18 protein-coding genes are annotated in these 21736 nt (G+C 32.8%); 14 read left to right on the top strand and 4 right to left on the bottom strand.

From position 1 onward, the window contains the following. Positions 1 to 272: 272 nt before the first annotated feature. Complete coding sequence (mfd, locus tag PBN93_RS08565) at positions 273 to 3569, top strand: transcription-repair coupling factor (RefSeq protein WP_245799594.1); 3297 nt, start codon at positions 273 to 275, stop codon at positions 3567 to 3569. A gap of 83 nt (positions 3570 to 3652) precedes the next feature. Beyond that, the gene (locus PBN93_RS08560) at positions 3653 to 4969 is read left to right on the top strand and encodes a TlpA family protein disulfide reductase (protein ID WP_077401496.1); all 1317 of its coding nucleotides are present in this window, start codon (positions 3653 to 3655) and stop codon (positions 4967 to 4969) included. A gap of 11 nt (positions 4970 to 4980) precedes the next feature. On the opposite strand, the gene PBN93_RS08555 is transcribed toward PBN93_RS08560, so the two are convergent. Both PBN93_RS08555 and PBN93_RS08550 read right to left on the bottom strand, forming a co-directional pair. After that, positions 4981 to 5640 carry a hypothetical protein gene (locus PBN93_RS08555; protein WP_013621306.1) on the bottom strand — a complete coding sequence of 220 codons (660 nt, stop codon included), beginning with the start codon at positions 5638 to 5640 and terminating at the stop codon, positions 4981 to 4983. Between the two features lie 157 nt (positions 5641 to 5797). After that, entirely contained in the window at positions 5798 to 6157 is a 360-nt protein-coding gene (locus PBN93_RS08550) for a YraN family protein (RefSeq protein ID WP_077401493.1), read from the bottom strand. Positions 6158 to 6352: 195 nt separating this feature from the next. On the opposite strand from PBN93_RS08550, the gene PBN93_RS08545 reads away from it, so the two are divergent. Together PBN93_RS08545 and PBN93_RS08540 are read left to right on the top strand one after the other, a co-directional pair. Then, positions 6353 to 7846: a DUF1800 domain-containing protein gene (locus PBN93_RS08545; RefSeq protein WP_271080429.1), complete on the top strand. Its 1494-nt coding sequence runs from the start codon at positions 6353 to 6355 to the stop codon at positions 7844 to 7846. Between the two features lie 9 nt (positions 7847 to 7855). Continuing rightward, positions 7856 to 9571, top strand: coding sequence for a DUF1501 domain-containing protein (locus PBN93_RS08540; RefSeq protein WP_077401487.1), 1716 nt, complete (start codon positions 7856 to 7858; stop codon positions 9569 to 9571). Between the two features lie 63 nt (positions 9572 to 9634). Here PBN93_RS08540 and PBN93_RS08535 read toward each other — a convergent pair whose 3' ends face one another. Further along, on the bottom strand, positions 9635 to 9805 hold the full coding sequence (locus PBN93_RS08535) for a hypothetical protein (protein WP_171974474.1): 171 nt from the start codon (positions 9803 to 9805) through the stop codon (positions 9635 to 9637). Between the two features lie 172 nt (positions 9806 to 9977). Between PBN93_RS08535 and metG the strand changes: the two genes are divergently transcribed. The 5 genes from metG to PBN93_RS08510 all read left to right on the top strand — a co-directional run bounded on the left by metG (position 9978) and on the right by PBN93_RS08510 (position 16466). Next, a complete protein-coding gene (gene metG / locus PBN93_RS08530) occupies positions 9978 to 12056 on the top strand; it encodes a methionine--tRNA ligase (protein ID WP_271080428.1) in 2079 nt (692 codons plus the stop codon). Positions 12057 to 12085: 29 nt separating this feature from the next. Next, positions 12086 to 12604 (top strand): ferritin, encoded by a 519-nt coding sequence (locus PBN93_RS08525; protein ID WP_077401481.1) that lies wholly within the window; start codon positions 12086 to 12088, stop codon positions 12602 to 12604. A gap of 424 nt (positions 12605 to 13028) precedes the next feature. After that, positions 13029 to 13505, top strand: a complete 477-nt coding sequence (locus PBN93_RS08520; protein ID WP_077402239.1) for a lipocalin family protein — start codon at positions 13029 to 13031, stop codon at positions 13503 to 13505. Positions 13506 to 13547: 42 nt separating this feature from the next. Continuing rightward, positions 13548 to 14255, top strand: a complete 708-nt coding sequence (locus PBN93_RS08515; RefSeq protein ID WP_077401477.1) for an OmpA family protein — start codon at positions 13548 to 13550, stop codon at positions 14253 to 14255. A gap of 87 nt (positions 14256 to 14342) precedes the next feature. Then, on the top strand, positions 14343 to 16466 hold the full coding sequence (locus tag PBN93_RS08510; RefSeq protein ID WP_271080427.1) for a Tex family protein: 2124 nt from the start codon (positions 14343 to 14345) through the stop codon (positions 16464 to 16466). A 66-nt stretch (positions 16467 to 16532) separates the two neighbouring features. Here the strand turns inward: PBN93_RS08510 and PBN93_RS08505 are convergent, their stop codons facing one another. After that, the gene (locus PBN93_RS08505) at positions 16533 to 16868 is read right to left on the bottom strand and encodes a single-stranded DNA-binding protein (RefSeq protein ID WP_038505775.1); all 336 of its coding nucleotides are present in this window, start codon (positions 16866 to 16868) and stop codon (positions 16533 to 16535) included. Between the two features lie 363 nt (positions 16869 to 17231). Here PBN93_RS08505 and PBN93_RS08500 point away from each other — a divergent pair, with 363 nt between their 5' ends. The 5 genes from PBN93_RS08500 (at position 17232) to PBN93_RS08480 (ending at position 21724) form a co-directional block, all read left to right on the top strand. Further along, complete coding sequence (locus PBN93_RS08500; RefSeq protein WP_271080426.1) at positions 17232 to 17891, top strand: SH3 domain-containing protein; 660 nt, start codon at positions 17232 to 17234, stop codon at positions 17889 to 17891. A 210-nt stretch (positions 17892 to 18101) separates the two neighbouring features. Continuing rightward, positions 18102 to 18608, top strand: coding sequence for a hypothetical protein (locus PBN93_RS08495; RefSeq protein WP_271080425.1), 507 nt, complete (start codon positions 18102 to 18104; stop codon positions 18606 to 18608). A gap of 157 nt (positions 18609 to 18765) precedes the next feature. Beyond that, the gene (locus PBN93_RS08490; protein ID WP_271080424.1) at positions 18766 to 19413 is read left to right on the top strand and encodes a hypothetical protein; all 648 of its coding nucleotides are present in this window, start codon (positions 18766 to 18768) and stop codon (positions 19411 to 19413) included. A gap of 206 nt (positions 19414 to 19619) precedes the next feature. Then, positions 19620 to 20699, top strand: coding sequence for an SMI1/KNR4 family protein (locus PBN93_RS08485; protein ID WP_271080423.1), 1080 nt, complete (start codon positions 19620 to 19622; stop codon positions 20697 to 20699). A 38-nt stretch (positions 20700 to 20737) separates the two neighbouring features. Beyond that, positions 20738 to 21724: a thioredoxin family protein gene (locus PBN93_RS08480; protein ID WP_271080422.1), complete on the top strand. Its 987-nt coding sequence runs from the start codon at positions 20738 to 20740 to the stop codon at positions 21722 to 21724. Positions 21725 to 21736: the final 12 nt, after the last annotated feature.

The raw sequence follows: 21736 nt of genomic DNA, 5'->3' as shown, positions 1-21736 counted from the left end.
AAATTATTTTGGACGTTCGTTAAAACCACTGTTTTTAACGCCGTGCTATACGTTACTAATCCTCGCAAAAAGCTGCGGGTTATTCACTGCTATCACTAACGCAGTAAAATTATAAAACGTAATTACAATTAACCTTTATTTTACCACGCATTGTACTTTTTAAAATTAGCTACAAACTATAATTGTTTAAAATTGTAGCTTTATATTTGCAAAAAATGTATTGACTTTTGGGAAAATCTCTCATTTTAAAATCGTTGGCACAGCTTCCGCAAATGCAGAAACTGCAAACTACTATTGCCAAAAATGAAAAAAACACAACACTTACAGGTTTAATAGGCTCTGCCCTATCCTTTGTTTTAGCTGAAACTTTTAAAGAAGCAGACACTCCTTTTTTGGTTGTTTTTAGCGACAAAGAAGAGGCTGCTTACCATTTAAATGACTTGGAGCAATTGGTAGGCGAAAAAGATGTGCTGTTTTATCCTGGCAGTTACCGTAGGCCTTACCAAATAGACGAGGTAGATAATGCCAATGTACTGCTACGTGCAGAGGTTTTAAACCGAATTAATTCGCGTAAAAAACCAGCATTACTAGTTACGTATCCAGATGCGTTGTTTGAGAAAGTGGTAACCCGTAAAGAACTAGATAAAAACACTTTAAAAATTAAGGTTGATGACACCATTACCCTAGACTTTTTAAATGAAGTGTTGTTTGAGTATAAGTTTAAACGTGTAGACTTTGTTACAGAACCTGGAGAATTTTCGGTTCGTGGTGGTATTGTAGATGTTTTTTCGTTTTCTAACGATGTACCTTACAGAATAGAATTTTTTGGTGACGAGGTAGATAGTATTAGAACTTTTGATGTAGAAACACAATTATCTACAGACAAAGTCACTAAAATTACCATTGTACCCAATGTAGAAAATAAATTTTTAGACGAAACTAGAGAAAGCTTTTTAAAATATATTGCTTCTAAAACTGTCATTTTTTCTAAAAACACAGAGCTTTTACACGACAGACTAGACTCGCTTTACGCAAAAGCAGAAGAAGCCTTTACAAAACTTACAGGCGAGCTAAAACACGCTCAACCAAGTGAGTTGTTTGTAGATTCTAATCAGTTAAAAAAAGAGTTTGATGCGTTTAATGTTATACGCATTCATCAAACAGCAACAAATGCAGACAAGTCTATTGTTTTTCATTCTAAACCACAGCCGTCTTTTAATAAAAAGTTCGACTTGCTTATTGAAAACCTAGATCAAAATCACGCTAATAACCATACCAATTATATTTTTTGTGCTACAGAGCAACAAGCAAAACGTTTTCATGATATTTTTGATGAAGTAGAGCAAGATGTACATTACCAAACTGTAGTTTTACCTCTTTTTCAGGGTTTTATTTTAGATGATATAAAAGTTGCCTGCTACACAGATCATCAAGTTTTTGAGCGTTACCATAAATTCAACCTTAAAAATGGCTATGCTAAAAAGCAAGCTATAACACTTAAGGAACTTACCAAATTAGATATTGGAGATTATGTAACACACATAGACCATGGCGTTGGTAAATTTGGTGGTTTACAAAAAATAGATGTAGAAGGAAAAAAACAAGAGGCTATAAAATTAATGTATAGCGAGCGAGATGTGCTTTACGTAAGCATACACTCACTACACAAAATATCTAAGTTTGCTGGTAAAGACGGTAAGCCTCCTAAAATATTTAAACTAGGTTCTGGTGCTTGGAAAAAACTGAAGCAGAAAACCAAAACCAGAGTTAAACAAATTGCGTTTGACCTTATTAAAGTGTACGCCAATCGTAGACTTAAAAAAGGGTTTAAATACGCACCAGATAGCTATTTACAGCACGAGTTAGAGGCTTCTTTTATTTATGAAGATACGCCAGACCAAAGTAAGGCCACCGAAGATCTTAAAAAAGATATGGAAAGTGACAGGCCAATGGATCGTCTTATTTGTGGCGATGTTGGTTTTGGTAAAACAGAGGTTGCTATACGTGCCGCCTTTAAAGCGGTAGATAATGGCAAACAAGTAGCTGTTTTAGTACCAACAACTATATTGGCTTTTCAGCATCATAAAACATTTGCAGAGCGTTTAAAAGACATGCCTGTAACGGTAGACTATGTAAACCGTTTTAGAACTGCAAAAGAGAAAAAAGAAACACTACAACGCCTAGCAGAGGGTAAAGTAGATATTATTATAGGTACACACCAATTAGTTAATAAAAACGTAGTTTTTAAAGACTTAGGCTTGCTAATTGTAGATGAAGAGCAAAAATTTGGAGTTGCTGTAAAAGATAAATTAAAGTCTATTAAAGAAAATGTAGATGTACTTACGTTAACTGCTACGCCAATCCCAAGAACATTACAATTTAGTTTAATGGCAGCCAGAGATTTATCTACAATAAATACAGCACCTCCAAACAGATACCCAATAGAAAGTCACGTTGTACGCTTTACAGAAGATACTATAAGAGATGCTGTTTCTTATGAAATACAAAGAGGCGGACAAGTATTTTTTATACACAACCGTATAGAAAATATTAAAGAGGTTGCTGGTATGTTACAACGTTTGGTTCCTGATGCTAAAATTGGCATTGGTCACGGGCAAATGGACGGTAAAAAACTAGAGACTTTAATGCTTGCTTTTATGAATGGCGAGTTTGATGTTTTAGTGTCTACAACCATTATAGAAAGTGGTTTAGACGTGCCTAACGCCAATACTATTTTTATAAACAATGCCAACAATTTTGGTTTAAGTGATTTGCACCAAATGCGTGGCCGTGTTGGGCGTAGCAATAAAAAGGCTTTCTGTTACTTTATTACACCACCTTATGACTCCATGAGTACAGATGCCCGTAAACGTATACAAGCTCTAGAACAATTTACAGAGTTGGGTAGCGGGTTTAATATTGCTATGAAAGATTTAGAAATACGTGGTGCAGGTGATATTTTAGGTGGTGAGCAAAGCGGATTTATTAATGAAATTGGTTTTGATGCCTACCAAAAAATATTAGCAGAAACGGTAGAAGAATTAAAAGAAAACGAGTTTAAAGATTTATACGAAGAAGTAGAAGGCAAAGACAAAGTGTATGTAAAAGAAACCCAAATAGACTCAGATTTTGAACTTTTATTTCCTGATGATTATGTAAATAATGTTACAGAACGATTAAACCTTTACACCCAATTAAACCAAATTACCACAGAAGAAGGTTTAGCAAAGTATGAAAAAGAATTGGTAGACCGCTTTGGAGAAATACCTAGTCCTGTTGAAGACTTACTAAACTCCGTTCGTATAAAATGGATTGCAAACAGTTTAGGTTTAGAAAAAATTGTACTTAAAAAAGGTAAAATGATTGGGTATTTTATAGCAGACCAACAGTCAGGATTTTACCAAAGTGCTAAATTCACTAAAGTTTTACAATTTGTACAAGCCAACACCGCAATTTGCAAAATGAAAGAAAAACAAACTAGAGCTGGCTTACGTTTACTTTTAGTTTTTGATAAAATTACTACTGTAGAAAAAGCATTAAAGAGCTTAGCTCCGTTTAACACACATTAAAAATGAACACAAATACTTAGTTTGGTTCGATTTTTGAAAATAAGCTAAGTAACTAAGCAATAACCATTGCTAAAAAGCATACTATGAAAAAAACATTAACTTTATTATTTGCATTTATAGCTGTATCATTAGCAGCACAACACACTATTTCTGGCACATTTTCACCTGCTAAAGAGTATACTTGGCTTATTGCATACCAACTTAAACCTGGCACACAAGTTTATGTTGCAGATACTAAAATAGAAGATGGTAAATTTAAATTAGAATTACCAGCAAGTGCAGCAGCCGGAACTTATAGGTTAGTATACGCGGTCCCGCAAGAAGAGTTTAATTTTGATGTTTTGTACAACGGTAAAGAAGACATTGTACTTAATTTTAATGCTCAAGATGGGGCTACCTACACCACATCTAAAGAAAATAAAATGCTTAATAGTTACTTTTTAGAAATTAATGCACTACAAAAGCAGGTTATTGATTTTTACACCTCTAACAGCACTAACAAAAAAGAACTAGCAAAGCTTTATGATAAAATAAATAGCACACAGGCTAAGTATGAAGCTGATGCTAAAGATTTAATAGCTCTCAATTTTATTAAGGCAAATAAGCCATATATAGCAAGTAATTTTGAGTCTATATATGAGTTTGTAGAACATAAAAAGCAAAACTATTTTACAGCAATAGATTTTAAAAACAAGCAGCTACAAGCCTCTTCTTTTTTAACAGATAAAACACTAAACTATGTATTTACATCTTTGCCGTTAAATAAAATTACAAAAGATGCTACAGAAACAATATTACAGCAAAATGTACAAACTGTAGCTAGTAAACTAGATGGTGTTACTGATACTTTTAAGTTTAGCTTGTTTTATGATATGTGGATTTATGCTGCCAGTGCAAAGTATGATAAAACATCAGATTTTATCTACAGTAATTTCCTAAAAAAATTAGGCTCAGTTACTAATAATCAAGAATTAATAAAAGGTATAGAGGCACATACAAGATTAAGAATTGGTGCAAAAGCTCCAGAAATTACTTGGAATGATGGAAAAAACAGTCTAAGCAAGTTAGCTGCTGCAGACAATTACGTAGTTGTGTTTTGGAGTAGTACCTGCTCTCACTGTTTAAAAGAATTGCCAGAACTTAACAAAGCAATACAACTATATAACAACGTAAAAGTACTTGCTGTAGGCCTAGAAGATGAATACAATTATTGGGACACCGAGTCTGCTAAACTAAAAAGCTTTACTCATGCAATAGCCCTTGGAAAATGGGATAGCAAATATGCAGAATTGTACAACATTTCTGCAACACCTACTTACTTTATTTTAGACAGGGATAAAAAAATTGTAAACAAGCCAGAAACCTACAAAGAAGTTCTAGAATATTTAAATAAAAAATAGTACAAATAGACTTATAAAGCCTTTAGATCTTTTATAGTTTTAAAGGCTACGTCTACCTGCTCATCATTTACTAAAATAGTAAACTCATTGGTTGTAGAAATCACCTCAAAAAGCACAATACCTTCCCAAGCCAAACGCTGAAAAATAAAGTAATAAATACCAGGTACAGATACATTTTCTGCTGGTAGCTTTACTGTTATAGACGATAAATTTTCGGCCTTTTGTGTGCATCTTTCGTGTTTAAACAGTTCTTCCACCGTATTATCTAGGGTGTTGTTTACCACAATATTTAGCTCATTTACACCTCTAGAAGATGTGTAAAAAACGTCTTTATTTTTATTTACTTCTCTAATTAATTTAGTTTGGTTATCTAAGATAGAATCAGACAGTAAAAAAGTAAAATCTGTTAAAGAAGACCTTACGGTAATTTCGCCAATATTTTTTAAAACCTTAACAATTTTGTGTGTTGCTCTAAATTCTAAATCGTCAGACAATCTTTTTAAAGCCATAACAATAGCTCCATTTCTAATATCTTTTCCTAATTCAGATTCAATTTCCGGCTTAATTATTCTAGATAATGAAGTTAAGTTAATAATACTCTGTGCTAAAGCGCTTTGTAAAAAAGGTTTCTTTTTAATGTACTCCTCTACTACTGATGATATTGTTTTCATCTTGTTACAAGTTTAAGTTAATTTTTGGTTGTTAGTTTGTATGTGCTATCAAAAAAATCTTCAATAAAAAAGAAAAAAATACATTTTGATGATTCAAAAATAACAAATTGTTTTAAATGTAACAATTGTAATATGATAAAAATAAGTAGGGTGAATTTTAAAAATGATAAAAAGCATCCTTTAAATGCTCAATTTTTAAATTATCTGCATTTTTAAGAATTGTAATAATATCAAATCTAACCTCTACATCTAAATCATTATCAGCAACATAGTGGTCTGCCGCCATTACTAAAAGCTTTATTTTTTTTGCGGTTACCGTATCAGCAATGTTCTGCAATGCCTCACTACTTCTAGACTTAACCTCTATAATTGCAAGTGTATGTTGTTGTTGAGCAATAATGTCTACCTCAGCTTTTAAATAGCGATAATTAAGGCGCTTTATAGTGTAACCATTATCTTTTAAAAATTGCACTGCAAGCTTTTCGCCTTCCTTACCAAACTCATTGTGATTACTCATAAATAAAATTTAACACACAAATTACAGTATTTCATCGAAAAAAAAAGCCTTTCATCATCTAAAACTACTTAATTTACGTAGCTAATAGCGTTATGTTGTTAAATTTTTTAACCATAGATATACTGTTATGTATATTTTATCGTTAAAAATAAACACACAACCCAATAACCGATCAATACTAATGCAATAATTATTATGGAATATTTTGTGAATTGCAACTCTGCATCGCTAAACCCCATAGCTGGCTCACTAGACAAACAAAAAGCTGAACATCTATACAGGAGATTAGGTTTTAGTGCCTCTGTAGACACTATTACTAACGCAGTAGGGCAGAATGTTTCTGCTTATGTAGACAATTTAATAGCTGAGGCTATTAGTATGCCAGGGATTGCAACCCCAACTTGGGCAAACTGGACCGGAGCAGATTATCCAGAGGATAATGATGCAAAAAGTCAAATTACTACACAACAAAAACGCGAGTTCATAAACCTATATATTAATGGTTTAGTTACAAATAATTTAAAAGACAGATTAAGTTTCTTTTGGAGCAACCACTTTGTTACCGAATACAGAAACTATATGGCTCCGCCACTATTATACAGGTATGTAGATTGTTTGCAACGCAATGCAATAGGCAACTTTAAAGATTTTGTAAGAGAAATAGGCCTTAACGATGCAATGCTTTTTTATTTAGATGGCGTATTTAATAATGGAAACAACCCTAACGAAAACTATGCTCGTGAGTTGTATGAGTTATTTACTTTAGGCGAGGGTAATGGTTATACAGAAGAAGATATTATAGAAACTTCTAGAGCATTAACGGGTTGGGTAGAACGCGGTGAAGAAAGATACACTCCTATTACTTTTGACCCTACAAAGCACGATGCTGGAACTAAAATAATTTTTGGTCAAACAGATACTTTTGATTATGATGGCGTTATAGACAATTTATTTGACCAAAGAGAAGAAAAAATTAGCTGGTTTATTTGCAAAAAACTTTATGAATTTTTTATTCACCCAGATTCTGATGATGAAGAAAATAATGGGAATGCAAAGCAAATTGTTAATGATTTAGCCGTTGTTTTTAGAAACAGTGGTTTTGAAATAGCAGAAGTATTAAGAGTACTTTTTAAAAGTGAACATTTTTATGATGAGGAAGCTGTAGGTGTAATTATAAAAAGTCCGTTTGATATTTATATTAATTTAATAAACGAAACAAACTTTGCGTTTGATGAGGATACAATTGCAAGCGTAGAAAACACGTGTAGACTATTAGGACAGGAAATTTTTAACCCTCCTGGAGTAGAAGGATGGTACAGAGATAGGTACTGGGTAAACACCAATTTTATGATTGGACGTTGGTTGTCTGCAGAACTATACTTACAAACTGCATACAATGCAAACTCTGAGCAATTTAGAGAATTTGCCATTTCTGTTACACCCAATGCATCTACAGAAAGCAGTCCAGATAGAGTTACAGATGCCATTTTAGGTAAATTATTACCAAAAGGTATTGCTGCAGATGAGTTACAAAATGCGTATGATGTATTTAGAGATGATGCACTTGTACAATATTACGCTCCGCCTGAAGGAGACGGCACCTGGAACTTATATTACCCAGGCGCAGAAGTATTAGTTTTTCAGCTTATGATGCATATTATTAGACAACCAGAATTCCAATTAAAATAACCATTTATTATGTGCAATACAAATTCTAAAGTACAACATGCAGATAAAGAGGCTCATGACTTAGAGCATAAAAAATGGAACAGACGTTCATTTTTACAAGCAATGGGTATGGTTGGCTCTGGTTCTATGCTATTAGGCAGTAATGTTTTAAACGCTTCGGCCAAATCTCCTTTATCTACTGCAATTGCAGATGCAGAGTCAGACGGTAAAGTTTTAGTTTTAATAAGACTTGCAGGTGGTAATGACGGTTTAAGTACTGTTATACCAATAGAACAATATGATACGTACGCAAATGCAAGACCAAATATTTACATACCAGAAAGTAAGGTTCTAAAATTAACCGATAATTTTGGTGTGCCGTCATATATGACATCTCTAGAACGTATGTGGGGAGAAGGCCAATTTAAAGCTGTGCACGGTGTTGGATATGAAGGCCAGAGTTTATCTCACTTTACAGGATCAGATATTTTTGCCAATACCGACTTAACAACCACAGGTTTTTCTGGTGAAAATACAGGTTGGATGGGTAGACATTTTGAAGAATTATATCAAGATTATTTAATAAATCCTCCAGAAGCTCCTGCTGCCATTCAAATAGGACAATACGGTAGCTTAGTATTTCAGGGAGAAGAAACTAATTATGCCTTTGTTACTAGTAATATTAACCAACTAGAACGTATTGCAGAAACGGGTAACCAGTATGAAATAGCAGACGAAACTATTTTTGGTGACTGTATGTATGGTGACCAAATTAAATTTTTAAGAGGTGTTGCAAACACAACTTATGAGTACTCTGGCAAAATACATGAAGCTTATGAACGTGGTGAGGCATTGGGTTGTGGTATAGAATACCAAGACAATAGTTTTGCTAGACAATTAGCTGTGTTAGCTAAACTTATAAAAGGTGGTTTAGGCACAAAAGTATATATGATTTCTATGGGTGGTTTTGATACACACGGAAATCAGCCATTAGCGCATGAGCGTTTAATGACAAATTTATCTGTTGCAGTAAGTGATTTCTATCAGGATTTAGCCTGTACAGACCAAGACGACAAGGTTTTAAGTATGACTTTCTCTGAGTTTGGACGTAGAATTTACGAAAACGGATCTAATGGTACTGATCATGGTAAAGCCAGTCCTACCCTATTTTTTGGTTCTGCTTTAAATGGTAGTGCCTTTGTTGGTGATCATCCATCGTTAGATGACCCCAACGAAAGAGGAAACCTAGAGTACACAATGGATTTTAGAGATTTGTACGGTACTGTTTTAGCAGAATGGTTATGTGTACCTAGAGAAGCTGTAGAAAGGCATTTATTAGGGCGCACTTATGTGCCAGTAGATTTAGGTTTTAGTTGTAGTGGAGAAGATTTTCCGGATATTGCAATTGATGATGAAACGCCTGTTTTACCAGGTCCTGGTGACGGTGGCACAGATCCTACAGAACCAGACCCTGTAATAGAAAATATGGTAGTACACAAACCATATTATCCTACAAAAGGAAACCCAACAATACATTTAGAAATGCCTTTTACGGCACATGTAGATATCCAAATTTATAACATTTTAGGGCAAAACATAGGCACGGTATACAATGCTATGACTACTGAAGGAGCCCAAGAAATTAACATTAGAGAACGCTTACCTGTAAACCTTGCTACCGGCAAATATATATACAGAATAAGTGTTAAAGACCAAAAAATGAGCAAATCTGTAATGGTATCCTAAATAGTTTACGTTACAATTAATGTTACTTTAATGCACCTTCAACTTACGTTTTAGGTGCTTTTTTTATGCCAATTTGGTATTGTTTTTTTTGGTTTTAAAATCTAGCTCTTTTTTAACTCTAGAGTTTTTGTTTTTGTACACACGTGTAATATCATCTTTAGCTTTAGTTGTGTCTTTTATAGCATCTAGATCTACAGACTTTAAAATATCTTTACGTACTGGTTTGCCACTCATAACTTTATCTTTTTTATACTATTACAACTAAAAAATACAGCATATATTTTAAATAATCGTTGTAATGCCACAGTTTTTAAAAGCAACAAGCGCCTGTATCACGTATTTATTTCTATCTTTTTCTTTAGTACTGCTGGCTAAAAATGTATTTTTGTGCTTTAATTCAATTTTAATGGCACAGCAAACAAAAACACCAAACAGATATACAATTACAGCAGCATTACCCTACACAAACGGACCAATACATGTTGGGCATTTGGCAGGTGTATATGTTCCTGCCGATATTTATGCACGTTATTTAAGAGGAACAAATAAAGACGTTGCCTTTGTTTGCGGTAGTGATGAGCACGGTGTAGCTATTTCTATGAAAGCCAAAAAAGAAGGTATTACACCTAAAGAAGTTATAGATAAATACCACGCAATAATTAAACAATCGTTTTTAGATTTTGGAATTACGTTTGATAATTACTCGCGTACTTCTGCACAAGTACACCATGATACAGCTTCTGAGTTTTTTAAGAATTTGTATGACAAAGGTGACTTTATAGAAGAAACCACAGAACAATTGTATGACGCCGAAGCCAATCAGTTTTTAGCAGACAGATTTGTAATTGGTACCTGCCCTAAATGTGGTCATGAAGAAGCCTATGGAGACCAGTGCGAAAACTGTGGATCTACCTTAAATGCTACAGAATTAATAAATCCTAAATCTACTATATCTGGTGCCGTACCAACTTTAAAGGAAACTAAGCACTGGTTTTTACCATTAGATAGGTACGAGGACTTTTTAAAAGAATGGATTTTAGAAGGCCATAAAAATGATTGGAAACCCAATGTTTACGGACAATGCAAATCTTGGATAGATGATGGTTTAAAACCACGTGCTGTAACCAGAGATTTAGATTGGGGAATTCCGGTACCTGTTCCTGGAGGCGAAGGCAAAGTACTGTATGTTTGGTTTGATGCTCCTATTGGTTACATTTCATCTACCAAAGAATGGGCTGCTCGCGAGGGTAAAGACTGGGAACCATATTGGAAAGACGAGAATACAAAAATGCTTCATTTTATAGGTAAAGACAATATAGTGTTTCACTGTATCATTTTTCCTAGTATGCTAAAAGCGCACGGAGATTTTATTCTTCCTGAAAACGTACCAGCAAATGAGTTTTTAAATTTAGAAGGCAATAAGTTATCAACCTCTAAAAACTGGGCTGTTTGGTTGCATGAGTATTTAGAAGATTTCCCAGATATGCAAGATGTGTTACGTTATACATTAACTGCAAATGCACCAGAAACTAAGGATAACGATTTTACTTGGAAAGATTTTCAGGCACGTAATAATAACGAGTTGGTAGCCATTTTTGGTAACTTTATAAACAGAGTTGTGGTATTAACAAACAAATACTATAACGGTGTTTTACCTACTCCTGCAACATTTTCTGAAATAGATACAGCTACTTTAGAAGAGGTTAAAAAATACCCAGAAATAATTTCTAGTTCTTTAGAGCGCTATAGATTTAGAGAAGCCGGACAAGAATTAATGAACCTTGCCAGACTTGGTAACAAGTACTTAGCAGATGAAGAACCTTGGAAAGTTATTAAGCAAGATGAAGAACGTGTAAAAACCATAATGTACGTTGCTTTACAAATAGCATCTGCATTGGCTGTACTAAGTGAGCCATTTTTACCTTTTACATCTGCTAAACTTAAAAACATTTTAAATATAGCTGCTGCAGACACAACTGTAGAATGGAACACCGTTTCTACCTTAGATGTGTTATTACCAGCCGGACATACAATTAACAAAGCAGAGTTATTGTTTAGAAAAGTAGAAGACAAAGAAATTGAAGCTCAATTAGCAAAATTAGAAGCTACAAAAAAAGCAAACTTACAAATGAATAAAGAAGTAGCTGCGCAAAAAGACACCATTACTTTTGACGATTTTACAAAGTTAGACATGCGTGTGGGTACCATTATAGAAGCTGAAAAAATGCCAAAAGCCAAAAAACTATTGGTTTTAAAGGTAGATACTGGTTTAGATACCCGCACTATAGTATCTGGTATTGCAGAAAGCTTTACTCCTGAAGAAATTGTTGGTAAAAAAGTTACCGTTTTAGTAAACCTAGCTCCAAGAGCTTTACGCGGTGTAGAGAGTGAAGGAATGATTTTAATGACAGAGAATGCAGATGGCAAATTAGTTTTTGTAAACCCAGATGAAGATGCTGTTAATAGTGGTGAAACAATAAATTAATTTTGTAATTTTATAAAAAGAAGAAAATTATGTTATCAAAAAATATAGAAAAAGCACTTAACAATCAGATAAAAATAGAAGCAGAATCTTCTCAAATTTATTTAGCAATGGCTTGTTGGGCAGAAGTTAAAGGGCTAGAAGGTGTTGCTGGTTTTATGTACGACCAGTCTAACGAAGAGCGAGACCATATGCTTAAACTGGTTAAATTTGTTAATGAGCGTGGCGGACACGCACAAATTTCTCAGCTTGCGGCACCAAATGTTACCTTTAATTCTTTTAAAGAAATGTTTGAAAAACTTTTTGAACACGAAGTATTTGTATCTAACAGTATTAATGAGTTAGTACACATTACTTTACAAGAAAAAGATTATGCCACACATAACTTTTTACAATGGTACGTATCAGAACAAATAGAGGAAGAAGCTATGGCACGTACTATTTTAGACAAAATAAACCTTATTGGAGATGATAAAGGTGGCTTGTATTTGTTTGACAGAGATATACAGCAAATAACAGTATCTACAGCCTCTACAGAAAATCCGCAATAAGTTTAACAAAATAATTTTATTTAGATTAATTTAAAATAACTACTTTTGCCTTACTATTTTTAGGCATAAGTAGTTATGGGCAAAAAAAAGGATAAGAAAAAGGAAAAAAAAGCATTAAAAAAATTACAAAAGGCAACAACTCCAAAAGTTGCTGATAAGGTAAAAAGTAAATGCTGTAAAAAATACAAGAAATCTGAAAGCAAACGTTGTAAAAAATGTCCTTGTTTTGATTTGCTTAAAAAAGTAGCATAAGACTACGCACTTCATCTAATTTACAGTTTTTTTCACATCTAGTTAATACAACATCTAGTATCTTTACATAGTATTTGGACTACAAATTTATTGCATTATCATTTTATGCAAATGAGTTACTATGTGGTCTAAAAAAACAGTTATTTCGTATATACAAAAACAAACAAATATTATGAAACAGTTAATAGTACTACTACTTGCAGTAAGTTTAGTTTCTTGCGGAGCATCAAAAACCGTTAGAACATCAAAAAAAGTAATTAAAGGAGAATGGACACTTAGCAACATATCTTATAGTGAAGCTGGTGAATATAACGTTACCCTTTTAAACGATGTCTCTAAAGAGTGTTTCCAAGGCAGTTCTTGGTCTTTTATACCTAACAACAATACTGGTAAGTATAGCATAAACAATGCAAATTGTGCTACTGGAGAACGTAATTTTATTTTTACTATTCAGGAAATTGATGAAACTACAGGTTTGTACGACTTTTTAATTAAGCCTACAGACGCAAGAGGTAAAAGTCAAAACAACGTTGGTTTTAGGTTATCACTCGCCTTGTTAACAGAGTCTAATATGACCTGGACACAAACTTTATCTGTAGATGGAAAACCATTTACAATTACAATGAATTTTACCAAAGCAACTTTGTAATAAACACAATCCATTAATTATTTAATAATTTAAAATAACCTTATGAAAACAATAATAAAAAAGATAGCTACAGCAGCATTTGCATTACTATTAATGGCAAATTTTACAAGTTGTGATGCTGTACAAAACGCAAACAACAAACAAAAAGGTGGTGCAATTGGTGCTGCTGGTGGTGCAATTTTAGGCGCTATAATTGGCAATAATGTAGGCAAAGGAGGCAATGGCGAGCTAGGTGCTGTTATTGGCGGTGTTGTTGGTGGTGGTGCTGGTGTGCTTATTGGTAACAGAATGGATAAGCAAGCACAAAAAATTGAAGAAGAAATTCCGGGTGCACAAGTAGAGCGTGTAGACAATGGTATTGTTGTAACTTTTGATGAAAACAGTGGTGTATTTTTTGACACAGCTAAATACAACATTAACGGTGCTTCTAAAACATCTTTAAACAAATTAGCTAATGTATTTATAGAGTATCCAGACACTAATATTTTGGTTGTAGGCCATACAGATAGTTCTGGTGCTGCAGATTATAATATGACATTATCTAAAAACAGAGCAAACGCTGTAACATCATACCTAACAGCAAAAGGAATTGCTGCAAGCAGATTTACTACAGAGTGGTTTGGAGAAGAAAAACCAACACATGATAATAGTACTCCAGAAGGTAGAGCAAAAAACAGAAGAGTTAACGTTGCAATTTTACCTAATGAGAAAATGATAAATGATGCTAAAATGGAGTCTGGCGAAAACTAGAAAATTTATAGCACATAAATTCGATTAAATCAATTGAGTTAAATATATTAGAGACCTTATAAAACTAAATTTATAAGGTCTTTTTTAATGATAAAATATATACTTAAACACACACAGTTACCAGAACTAAGTGTAAAAAATACTATAGAGCTTTTAAATGAAGACTGTACCATACCTTTTATATCTAGATACCGTAAAGAAAAAACAGGTAATTTAGACGAGGTACAAATTGGTGCCATTGTAACCTACAAAACACAGTTTGAAGCCTTAGAAAAAAGAAAAACAGCAATACTTAAAGCCTTACAAGAGCAAGACGTTTTAACTACAGAACTACAAGCTAAAATTGCTACCACAGACAACATTACAACGTTAGAGGATATTTACTTGCCTTATAAGAAGAAGCGCAAGACAAAAGCTGAAACCGCTATTAAAAACGGTTTAGAGCCTTTGGCTAAAATAATAATGGCACAGCGTAATGATGAAATTGAATATACAGCCTCTAGATACCTAAATGATGTTATTGTTAATGAAGATTTGGCGTTAGAAGGAGCCAGACATATTATTGCTGAATGGATTAATGAGCGTACTGATATTAGAAACGGTATACGCCACCAGTTAGAAAATTATGCACTTATAACAACCAAAGTGGTTGGCACTAAAAAAGAAGACGAAAAAGCCCAGAAGTTTAGAGATTATTTTGATTGGAGCGAGGCTTTAAAACGATGCCCATCACACAGGTTACTTGCTATTTTAAGAGCCGAAAAAGAAGGTTTTATTCGGGTTAAAATAGAAATAGACAATGATAGAGCTTTAGATAAAATTGAAAGCAGAATTATTAAAAGTAACAATGCCTGTAGCGCTCAAATAGAACTTGCTATACAAGATGCTTACAAAAGACTGCTACTACCCTCTTTGTCTAATGAGCTTTTAAAAAATGCTAAAGAAAAAGCAGATGCAGATGCAATAGCTGTTTTCTCTAAAAATTTAAAACAGTTACTTTTAGGTTCTCCGTTAGGCGAAAAAAGAATTTTAGCCTTAGATCCTGGTTTTAGAACCGGTTGCAAATTGGTGTGTTTAGATGCGCAAGGAGATTTGTTGCATAATGAAACCATTTATCCGCATGCACCACAAAATAAAAGCACAGAGGCTATTAAAAAAATTAGCTCGTTAACAGATGCTTATAAAATTGAAGCCATTGCTATTGGCAACGGTACAGCATCTAGAGAAACAGAGCATTTGGTAAAACAAATACATTTTAAAAACCCTGTAGAGGTTTTTGTAGTTAGTGAAGCGGGAGCATCTATATACTCGGCATCAAAAATTGCTAGGGACGAGTTTCCTAATTATGATGTTACCGTACGTGGTGCAGTTTCTATTGGGCGTAGATTGGCAGACCCGTTAGCAGAATTGGTAAAAATAGATGCAAAATCTATTGGTGTTGGGCAATACCAACATGATGTAGACCAAAGCAAACTAAAACAATCTTTAGACACCGTTGTAGAGAGTTGTGTAAATGCCGTTGGTGTAAATATAAACACCGCAAGCACATCTTTACTTAGTTATGTGTCTGGTATTGGACCAAAATTAGCCGAAAACATTGTAAATTACCGTAATGAAAATGGTGCTTTTACAAGCAGAACAGCTATAAAAAAAGTACCGCGTTTGGGCGGAAAAGCATTTGAGCAAGGTGCAGCTTTTTTACGCATAAAAAATGCAAAAAACCCCTTAGACGATTCTGCTGTACACCCAGAAAGTTACAGCATAGTACAACAGATAACTAAAGATACCAAAGTACCTATTGAGGAGTTAATTGGCAATAAGGAGGTTTTACAAAAAATAGACCTACAAAAATACTGTACAGACACTGTTGGTTTACCAACATTGCAAGACATTGTTAAGGAGCTAGAAAAACCAGGTTTAGATATTAGAGAAAAAGCCAAGGTATTTTCTTTTAACCAAAACATACGGTCTATTACAGATCTTGTTGCTGGGCAGTTATTACCCGGTATTGTAAACAATATTACCAATTTTGGTTGTTTTGTAGATGTTGGTATTAAAGAAAGTGGCTTAATACACATATCAAACCTGGCAGACACTTTTGTAAAAGACGTAAATGAGCACGTAAGCCTACACCAACAAATTGTAGTAAAAGTATTAGAGGTAGACGTTGCCCGTAAGCGTATACAACTGGCACTACATAAAAAAATGTAATACAAAAAAGGCTTTCTAAACCAGTATAGAAAGCCTTTTTAATTTTGGTTAGTGTTTGGTATATTTTTATCCTTTACCAAGCATTAAAATCTCGTTACAATTCACCTCTGTACTATATCTTTTTTCTCCTTCTTTGGTCTCGTAAGACCTGTTAACCAACTTGCCTTCTAAAGCAATTTCTTTTCCTTTGGTTAAAAAGTTCTCTACAATTTCTGCGGTTTTACCCCAAGCAACAACATTGTGCCATTGGGTATCTGTTATTTTTTCGCCAGCAGCGTTTTTGTACGTCTCATTAGTAGCTATAGAAAAACGTGCCAATTTTTTACCGCCATCTAAGTTTATAATTTCTGGATCGTTACCTAAGTTCCCAATTAACTGTACTCTGTTTTTAAGTGCGTTCATAATTTGTATGTTTTAATGTTTAACAGTTATTACTACCAAAGCACTATTGCAATGGCACTGCAAACCTAAAACGGCAACCAAACTATATGCGGTTACAAAGTGCTTACTTTCGGTTGTAACTATTTGTAGTCGTTTAAAAACGGTAAAAACAACCTTAAACTAAAAATACAAAAAGGTTTTATTTTAGTGCATTTTACACATAAAATTGGGCTAATTACACATTTGCGTAATTATAATACAGAAAATAATTATAAATTGTGAGAAAAATAACAACCAAAAATGCAAAATGTGCGTTTACACAGCCATACGGGTGGAATAAACGCAATGTATTGCGTTTATATGTAGTTGTATGTAATTAACAAAATGAAAAAAGTAATATATCTATTATTAATAATATCAACTAATATTTTTGCTCAAGAACATATTGTAACTGCTAAAAGTGGTTTATCTATTAGGAGGGAGCCAAGTATTGAAAGCGATAGAATTGGTAAATTAAACTATGGACAGACAGTTGATGTATTAAAAGAAACTATAGAATCCTTTCAAGTTATAGATAATAATGAAACAATATCTGGCTATTGGGTAAAGATAAAAGTGGATAACTCTAATTATGGGTATATTTTTAATGGATATTTAAAATTTAAAAAAGACTACACCGATTATACCGTAGCTAAACAGTTTCTTAATGCTCACGTTAGAGGTAGTATTTTAGAGAAAAGATTTCTTACCACTAAAAACTTCAAGGAAATATGTAATAAAACATCAGAACAAGATTTTTATTACGAGCCTGAAACAGGTTACAAAATAGCGCTTGATGCCGACCTTATTTTAGATGCTCAAGATTATCCTGATGATGGATTTAAAATATCTAGTTTTGATTCAGAATCTGGTTATGTTATATTAGAAGGAATTGGATGGGAATCATTTAAAGTTACAGTTAAAGTAGTAAATGAAAATGGAATATTTTTGGTGGATGGCTCAGGAATAATAAATATACCTCCTGATAAAAGACCTAAAAGATAAAACTACATACAACACAGTGTATAAAACATAGCTAATAAGTGCTCAACCAATAAGGTTTGTGTATATTTAGAAAATCCGCCAAATTTTTTAATTTGGCTTTTTAAAATTGATAAGTTAAAAACAAAATATAAAAATTCGGCTCTGTGTTAATTCGAAAAGTTAGTATCTTTTTGCACGCTACGTTTCATACACAAGTCCGTTGTACACCATATGAGAAAAGCATTCGTAATCATATTAACTTTAATCGGATTTTTAGCATGTGGACAAGAAAATAACCTTGACCGAATTGATAGCGAAGTGAAATCAATAGAATCGGATTCCACTATTGTGAAAACTGAATTTGATTGGGTGGAAATTACTGGAATTACTACAGATGGTGGTGGAATTTTAAAAGTTTGGCGGAATGAAAAACAGATTTGTAAAATAGTTGAGGAAATCGGACTTTCTTATGGTCGAATTAGAACAGTTATTTATCTGAAAAACGGAACACCAATTAAAATATCAGAAACAGAAGAAAATTTCGGACACGAAAATGGAGAACTTAATTACAAAGAGCTGAAAGAAGTTTATAGAGAAACTCTTTATATTTTTGATTGGGAAAATGACGAGGCAGAAATTAAACAGATTGGAAAACGAAACTTGAGTGAAGCAAGTTGCTCAATGTACGAATTAGCTGAATCAGTAATAGAAAGGGCTGAAAAAGCAAAAAAAGAATAAAATACGGTGTACAACACAGTATAAAAATAATTGCTATTTTAGGCTTAACCAAAGGTAGTTGCACTTTTGTTACATCTGATTTTCCTGCGGAAAATCCTCGCACACAAAAACGCAACTATTCTTATACATAAACGTTAGGCAATATTAGAAAACTGAAATGAAATTAGACATAAACTACTACCAAAATTGCTTTAACAACTCCAAAAAAAAGTTTTCTTCTTTAACTGGATTGCATCCGGCTATTGAAAAATTTAAATTATTAATTCCCCAAATTAATATCAATCAAAATGTGGCTAAATTAACTGAAGAAATTGAAAGAAATATTTTGGAATATTGGACAAATCAAAAGTTTCGAAAATCTGATTTAGAAACAAAATTAGATGCGCTACTTTTTGAATATGGACATCTAGATGAAATTGACTCTAAAGTATATGCATATGGAATTATAGATTATAATCCTGACGTTTTAAGTTTTCCCGAAATTATAAATTTAGATAATTATGATTTGTGTTCTGATTTTCAGGCTCATCCTGGTTTGACATTATCAATTACTAATGACTTGCATAATATTCATTGGCAAAAATTAGAAGATGAATACCCCAATTTAGAAATCTATTTTGAAAAAGGTTGGAATGAGTTAATGGAAGTTTATAAAAATGCTATTTATTTATGTCTATCTAAAGCTTTTAAAAAAATTATATATAAAGGAACTCTTGATAAAATAAATATGAATTCTGATTTTTATATTTTTATCCAGGAACACGATTGTGGAGCAAGGTTAATAGCAAAAAATAACATTGCCTAACACTATATATAGCAAATTGGGCGTTTAGTGTTTATTCAAAAGGTCATTACCTATTTGCAAAGTCGCCAAATCTTTTTATTTGGTATTAAAAGAGAAAAATTAAAACAAAATACAAAAGATTTGGCTTGTGGTTAAACCGAAATTAATCGCTGGTTTTGTGCTCAACTTGCCATATATTTAACGTTGGCGGTAATTAGACAAATCATATGACAGAAGATATTTGGAAACAACCTGCGAAAGGATTTACTGATGAAAGTATTGGAAGAACGGAAGAACAAATCGTTCAAAAAGAAACTGAAATTGGATTTAAATTTCCAAGTCTTTACAGGGAACATATGAAAATCCAAAATGGTGGATATTTATGGAAAAGTGCTCTAATCCATAATGGTGATGTTAATGAACTTTTATTTAATGGTTCGACAATTGACAAAATTATCAATCACGGAGGTTATAAAACTTTAAAAGGTGTATTACTTGAATATATGGACAAAGAAGAACTTGAAAGTTCGACAGATTCCGAATTCATTAATTTAGAAAGGCTTCCTATTCTCTCACATATGGATGGTCATACAATGTTATGTTTTGATTATGGTTATAATGTTGAATCAGCATATGAAATTCCTCAGATTGTACATTTTGAATTAGAATGTGCTGATAATGGATATGAAGAAAAATTAAGAGTTAAATCCTATGATGACTTAATTAACAACTTAGTCTATTACGGTTATGAATCAACGTCATTTTTTATTGGACTAAAATCTGATGATCCAATAAAGCAAATTGCAGAGACAATTAATAAGACGTTTGACTTAGAACTTGAGCAAAAGACAGATGATGGTTATGGGTGGTATAATTTCGAGAAATGGTACTACGGAGAATTAAAGATAAATTCAAAACTGTCTGCTCATCTTAGAATAACCCCAAATCAATTTCAAAGTAAAACCCATCTATTCCAAAACAACAAAGATTTTAATTATGTTTTGGATATCGATATAAGAATTGGAGTAGAATCATTTCAAGACAATTCTAATTATTTAAAGTCAATCATTGAGGAATTTCTTCAACCATTTTTATCAAAACAAAACTGGGACTTTTTACAAATTCCATATCATAAAGAAAACCCTGAAGAGTTAGAGAAATTGGAGAAATTATTTGATTTCAAAGTGAAGTCGAGTGATGAAAAACTACCGCCAACAATGTATAAGAGCAATGGCGGAGAAAGTGATAAATCAAACGATAATACTAATAACAAAAGTAGGTCTTGGTGGAAAAGACTGTGGTCTTAAATCCGCCACTAATCATACACAAAACCGTTACCACACATATGAGAAAAACGTTACTAATAACAACATTACTTCTATCTTTCAATGGATTTTGTCAATCTACCCAAGATTGTGAAAAAATTCTAAAAAAGGAAATAAATCTGATTCCAAAGGACACGGTTAATTTGAAAAGATTTGTAGAAGACTTCTCACTACTTAAAAATTGTGGACTTGACGATGGGGATATCGAAGTTTTTTCAAATGGTCCAGTTTTAGGAACAATTTTAGTCGAATTATCCTCTAATAAAGAAAGTGATGCCAAACTAACATTTCAAAATCTATATGATAAAGTATTGCAATTTAAAGAATCAGAAGCTTATGAATTAACCAAAACGACAATATTAGTTTCAAATGAACTAGCAAAAAGACCTGCGAATATTCACAATTGGAACCAAGACAAAATTTTATTAGAAAAATTGGAAGTCCCATCTGTTTTTATTGATGAGTTTCATAATTATTTAAAAGAACATTCTAATCCGGAAAAAACATATAAACAAGTTTTCGCAGATTTTCAAGAAATTAAAAAATCAAAAAAGTCAGAAACAAAGCCAACCGAAAAAGAATATGATGGAATTTTTAAAAACGCTGGTAATGTGGACTATGATGACCTTTTAAATGAATCCATAGAATTTAAAAAGCCATTGCTTCTATATTTTACAGGCTATGCTAGTGTAAACGCTAGAAAAATTGAACATTACGTTCTATCCGACAAAACAATCACAGAAAAATTAAAAAATGAATTCCATTTTGTGAACCTTTATGTTGACGATAGAATAAGTTTACCCGAAAATGAAAGAATAAAATCTAAAACAAATGGAGAATTCTTAAAATATGTTGGACAAAAACATTCGGAATTGCAAAAAACAAAATTCAATAGTAATTATCAACCATATTTTGTAATAATTGACAAAAACGGAAACATTATAAAGGAACAGGGATACACAACAGATATTAAAATATTTGAGGAATTCTTAACTATAAATGAATAAAATACGTGTGCT

The organism is Cellulophaga omnivescoria (genome assembly GCF_027915275.1).
Classification (GTDB): Bacteria; Bacteroidota; Bacteroidia; order Flavobacteriales; family Flavobacteriaceae; genus Cellulophaga; species Cellulophaga omnivescoria.
The sequence above is the reverse complement of the archived record's forward strand: the minus strand, read 5'-3'. Positions and strand labels throughout refer to the sequence as shown.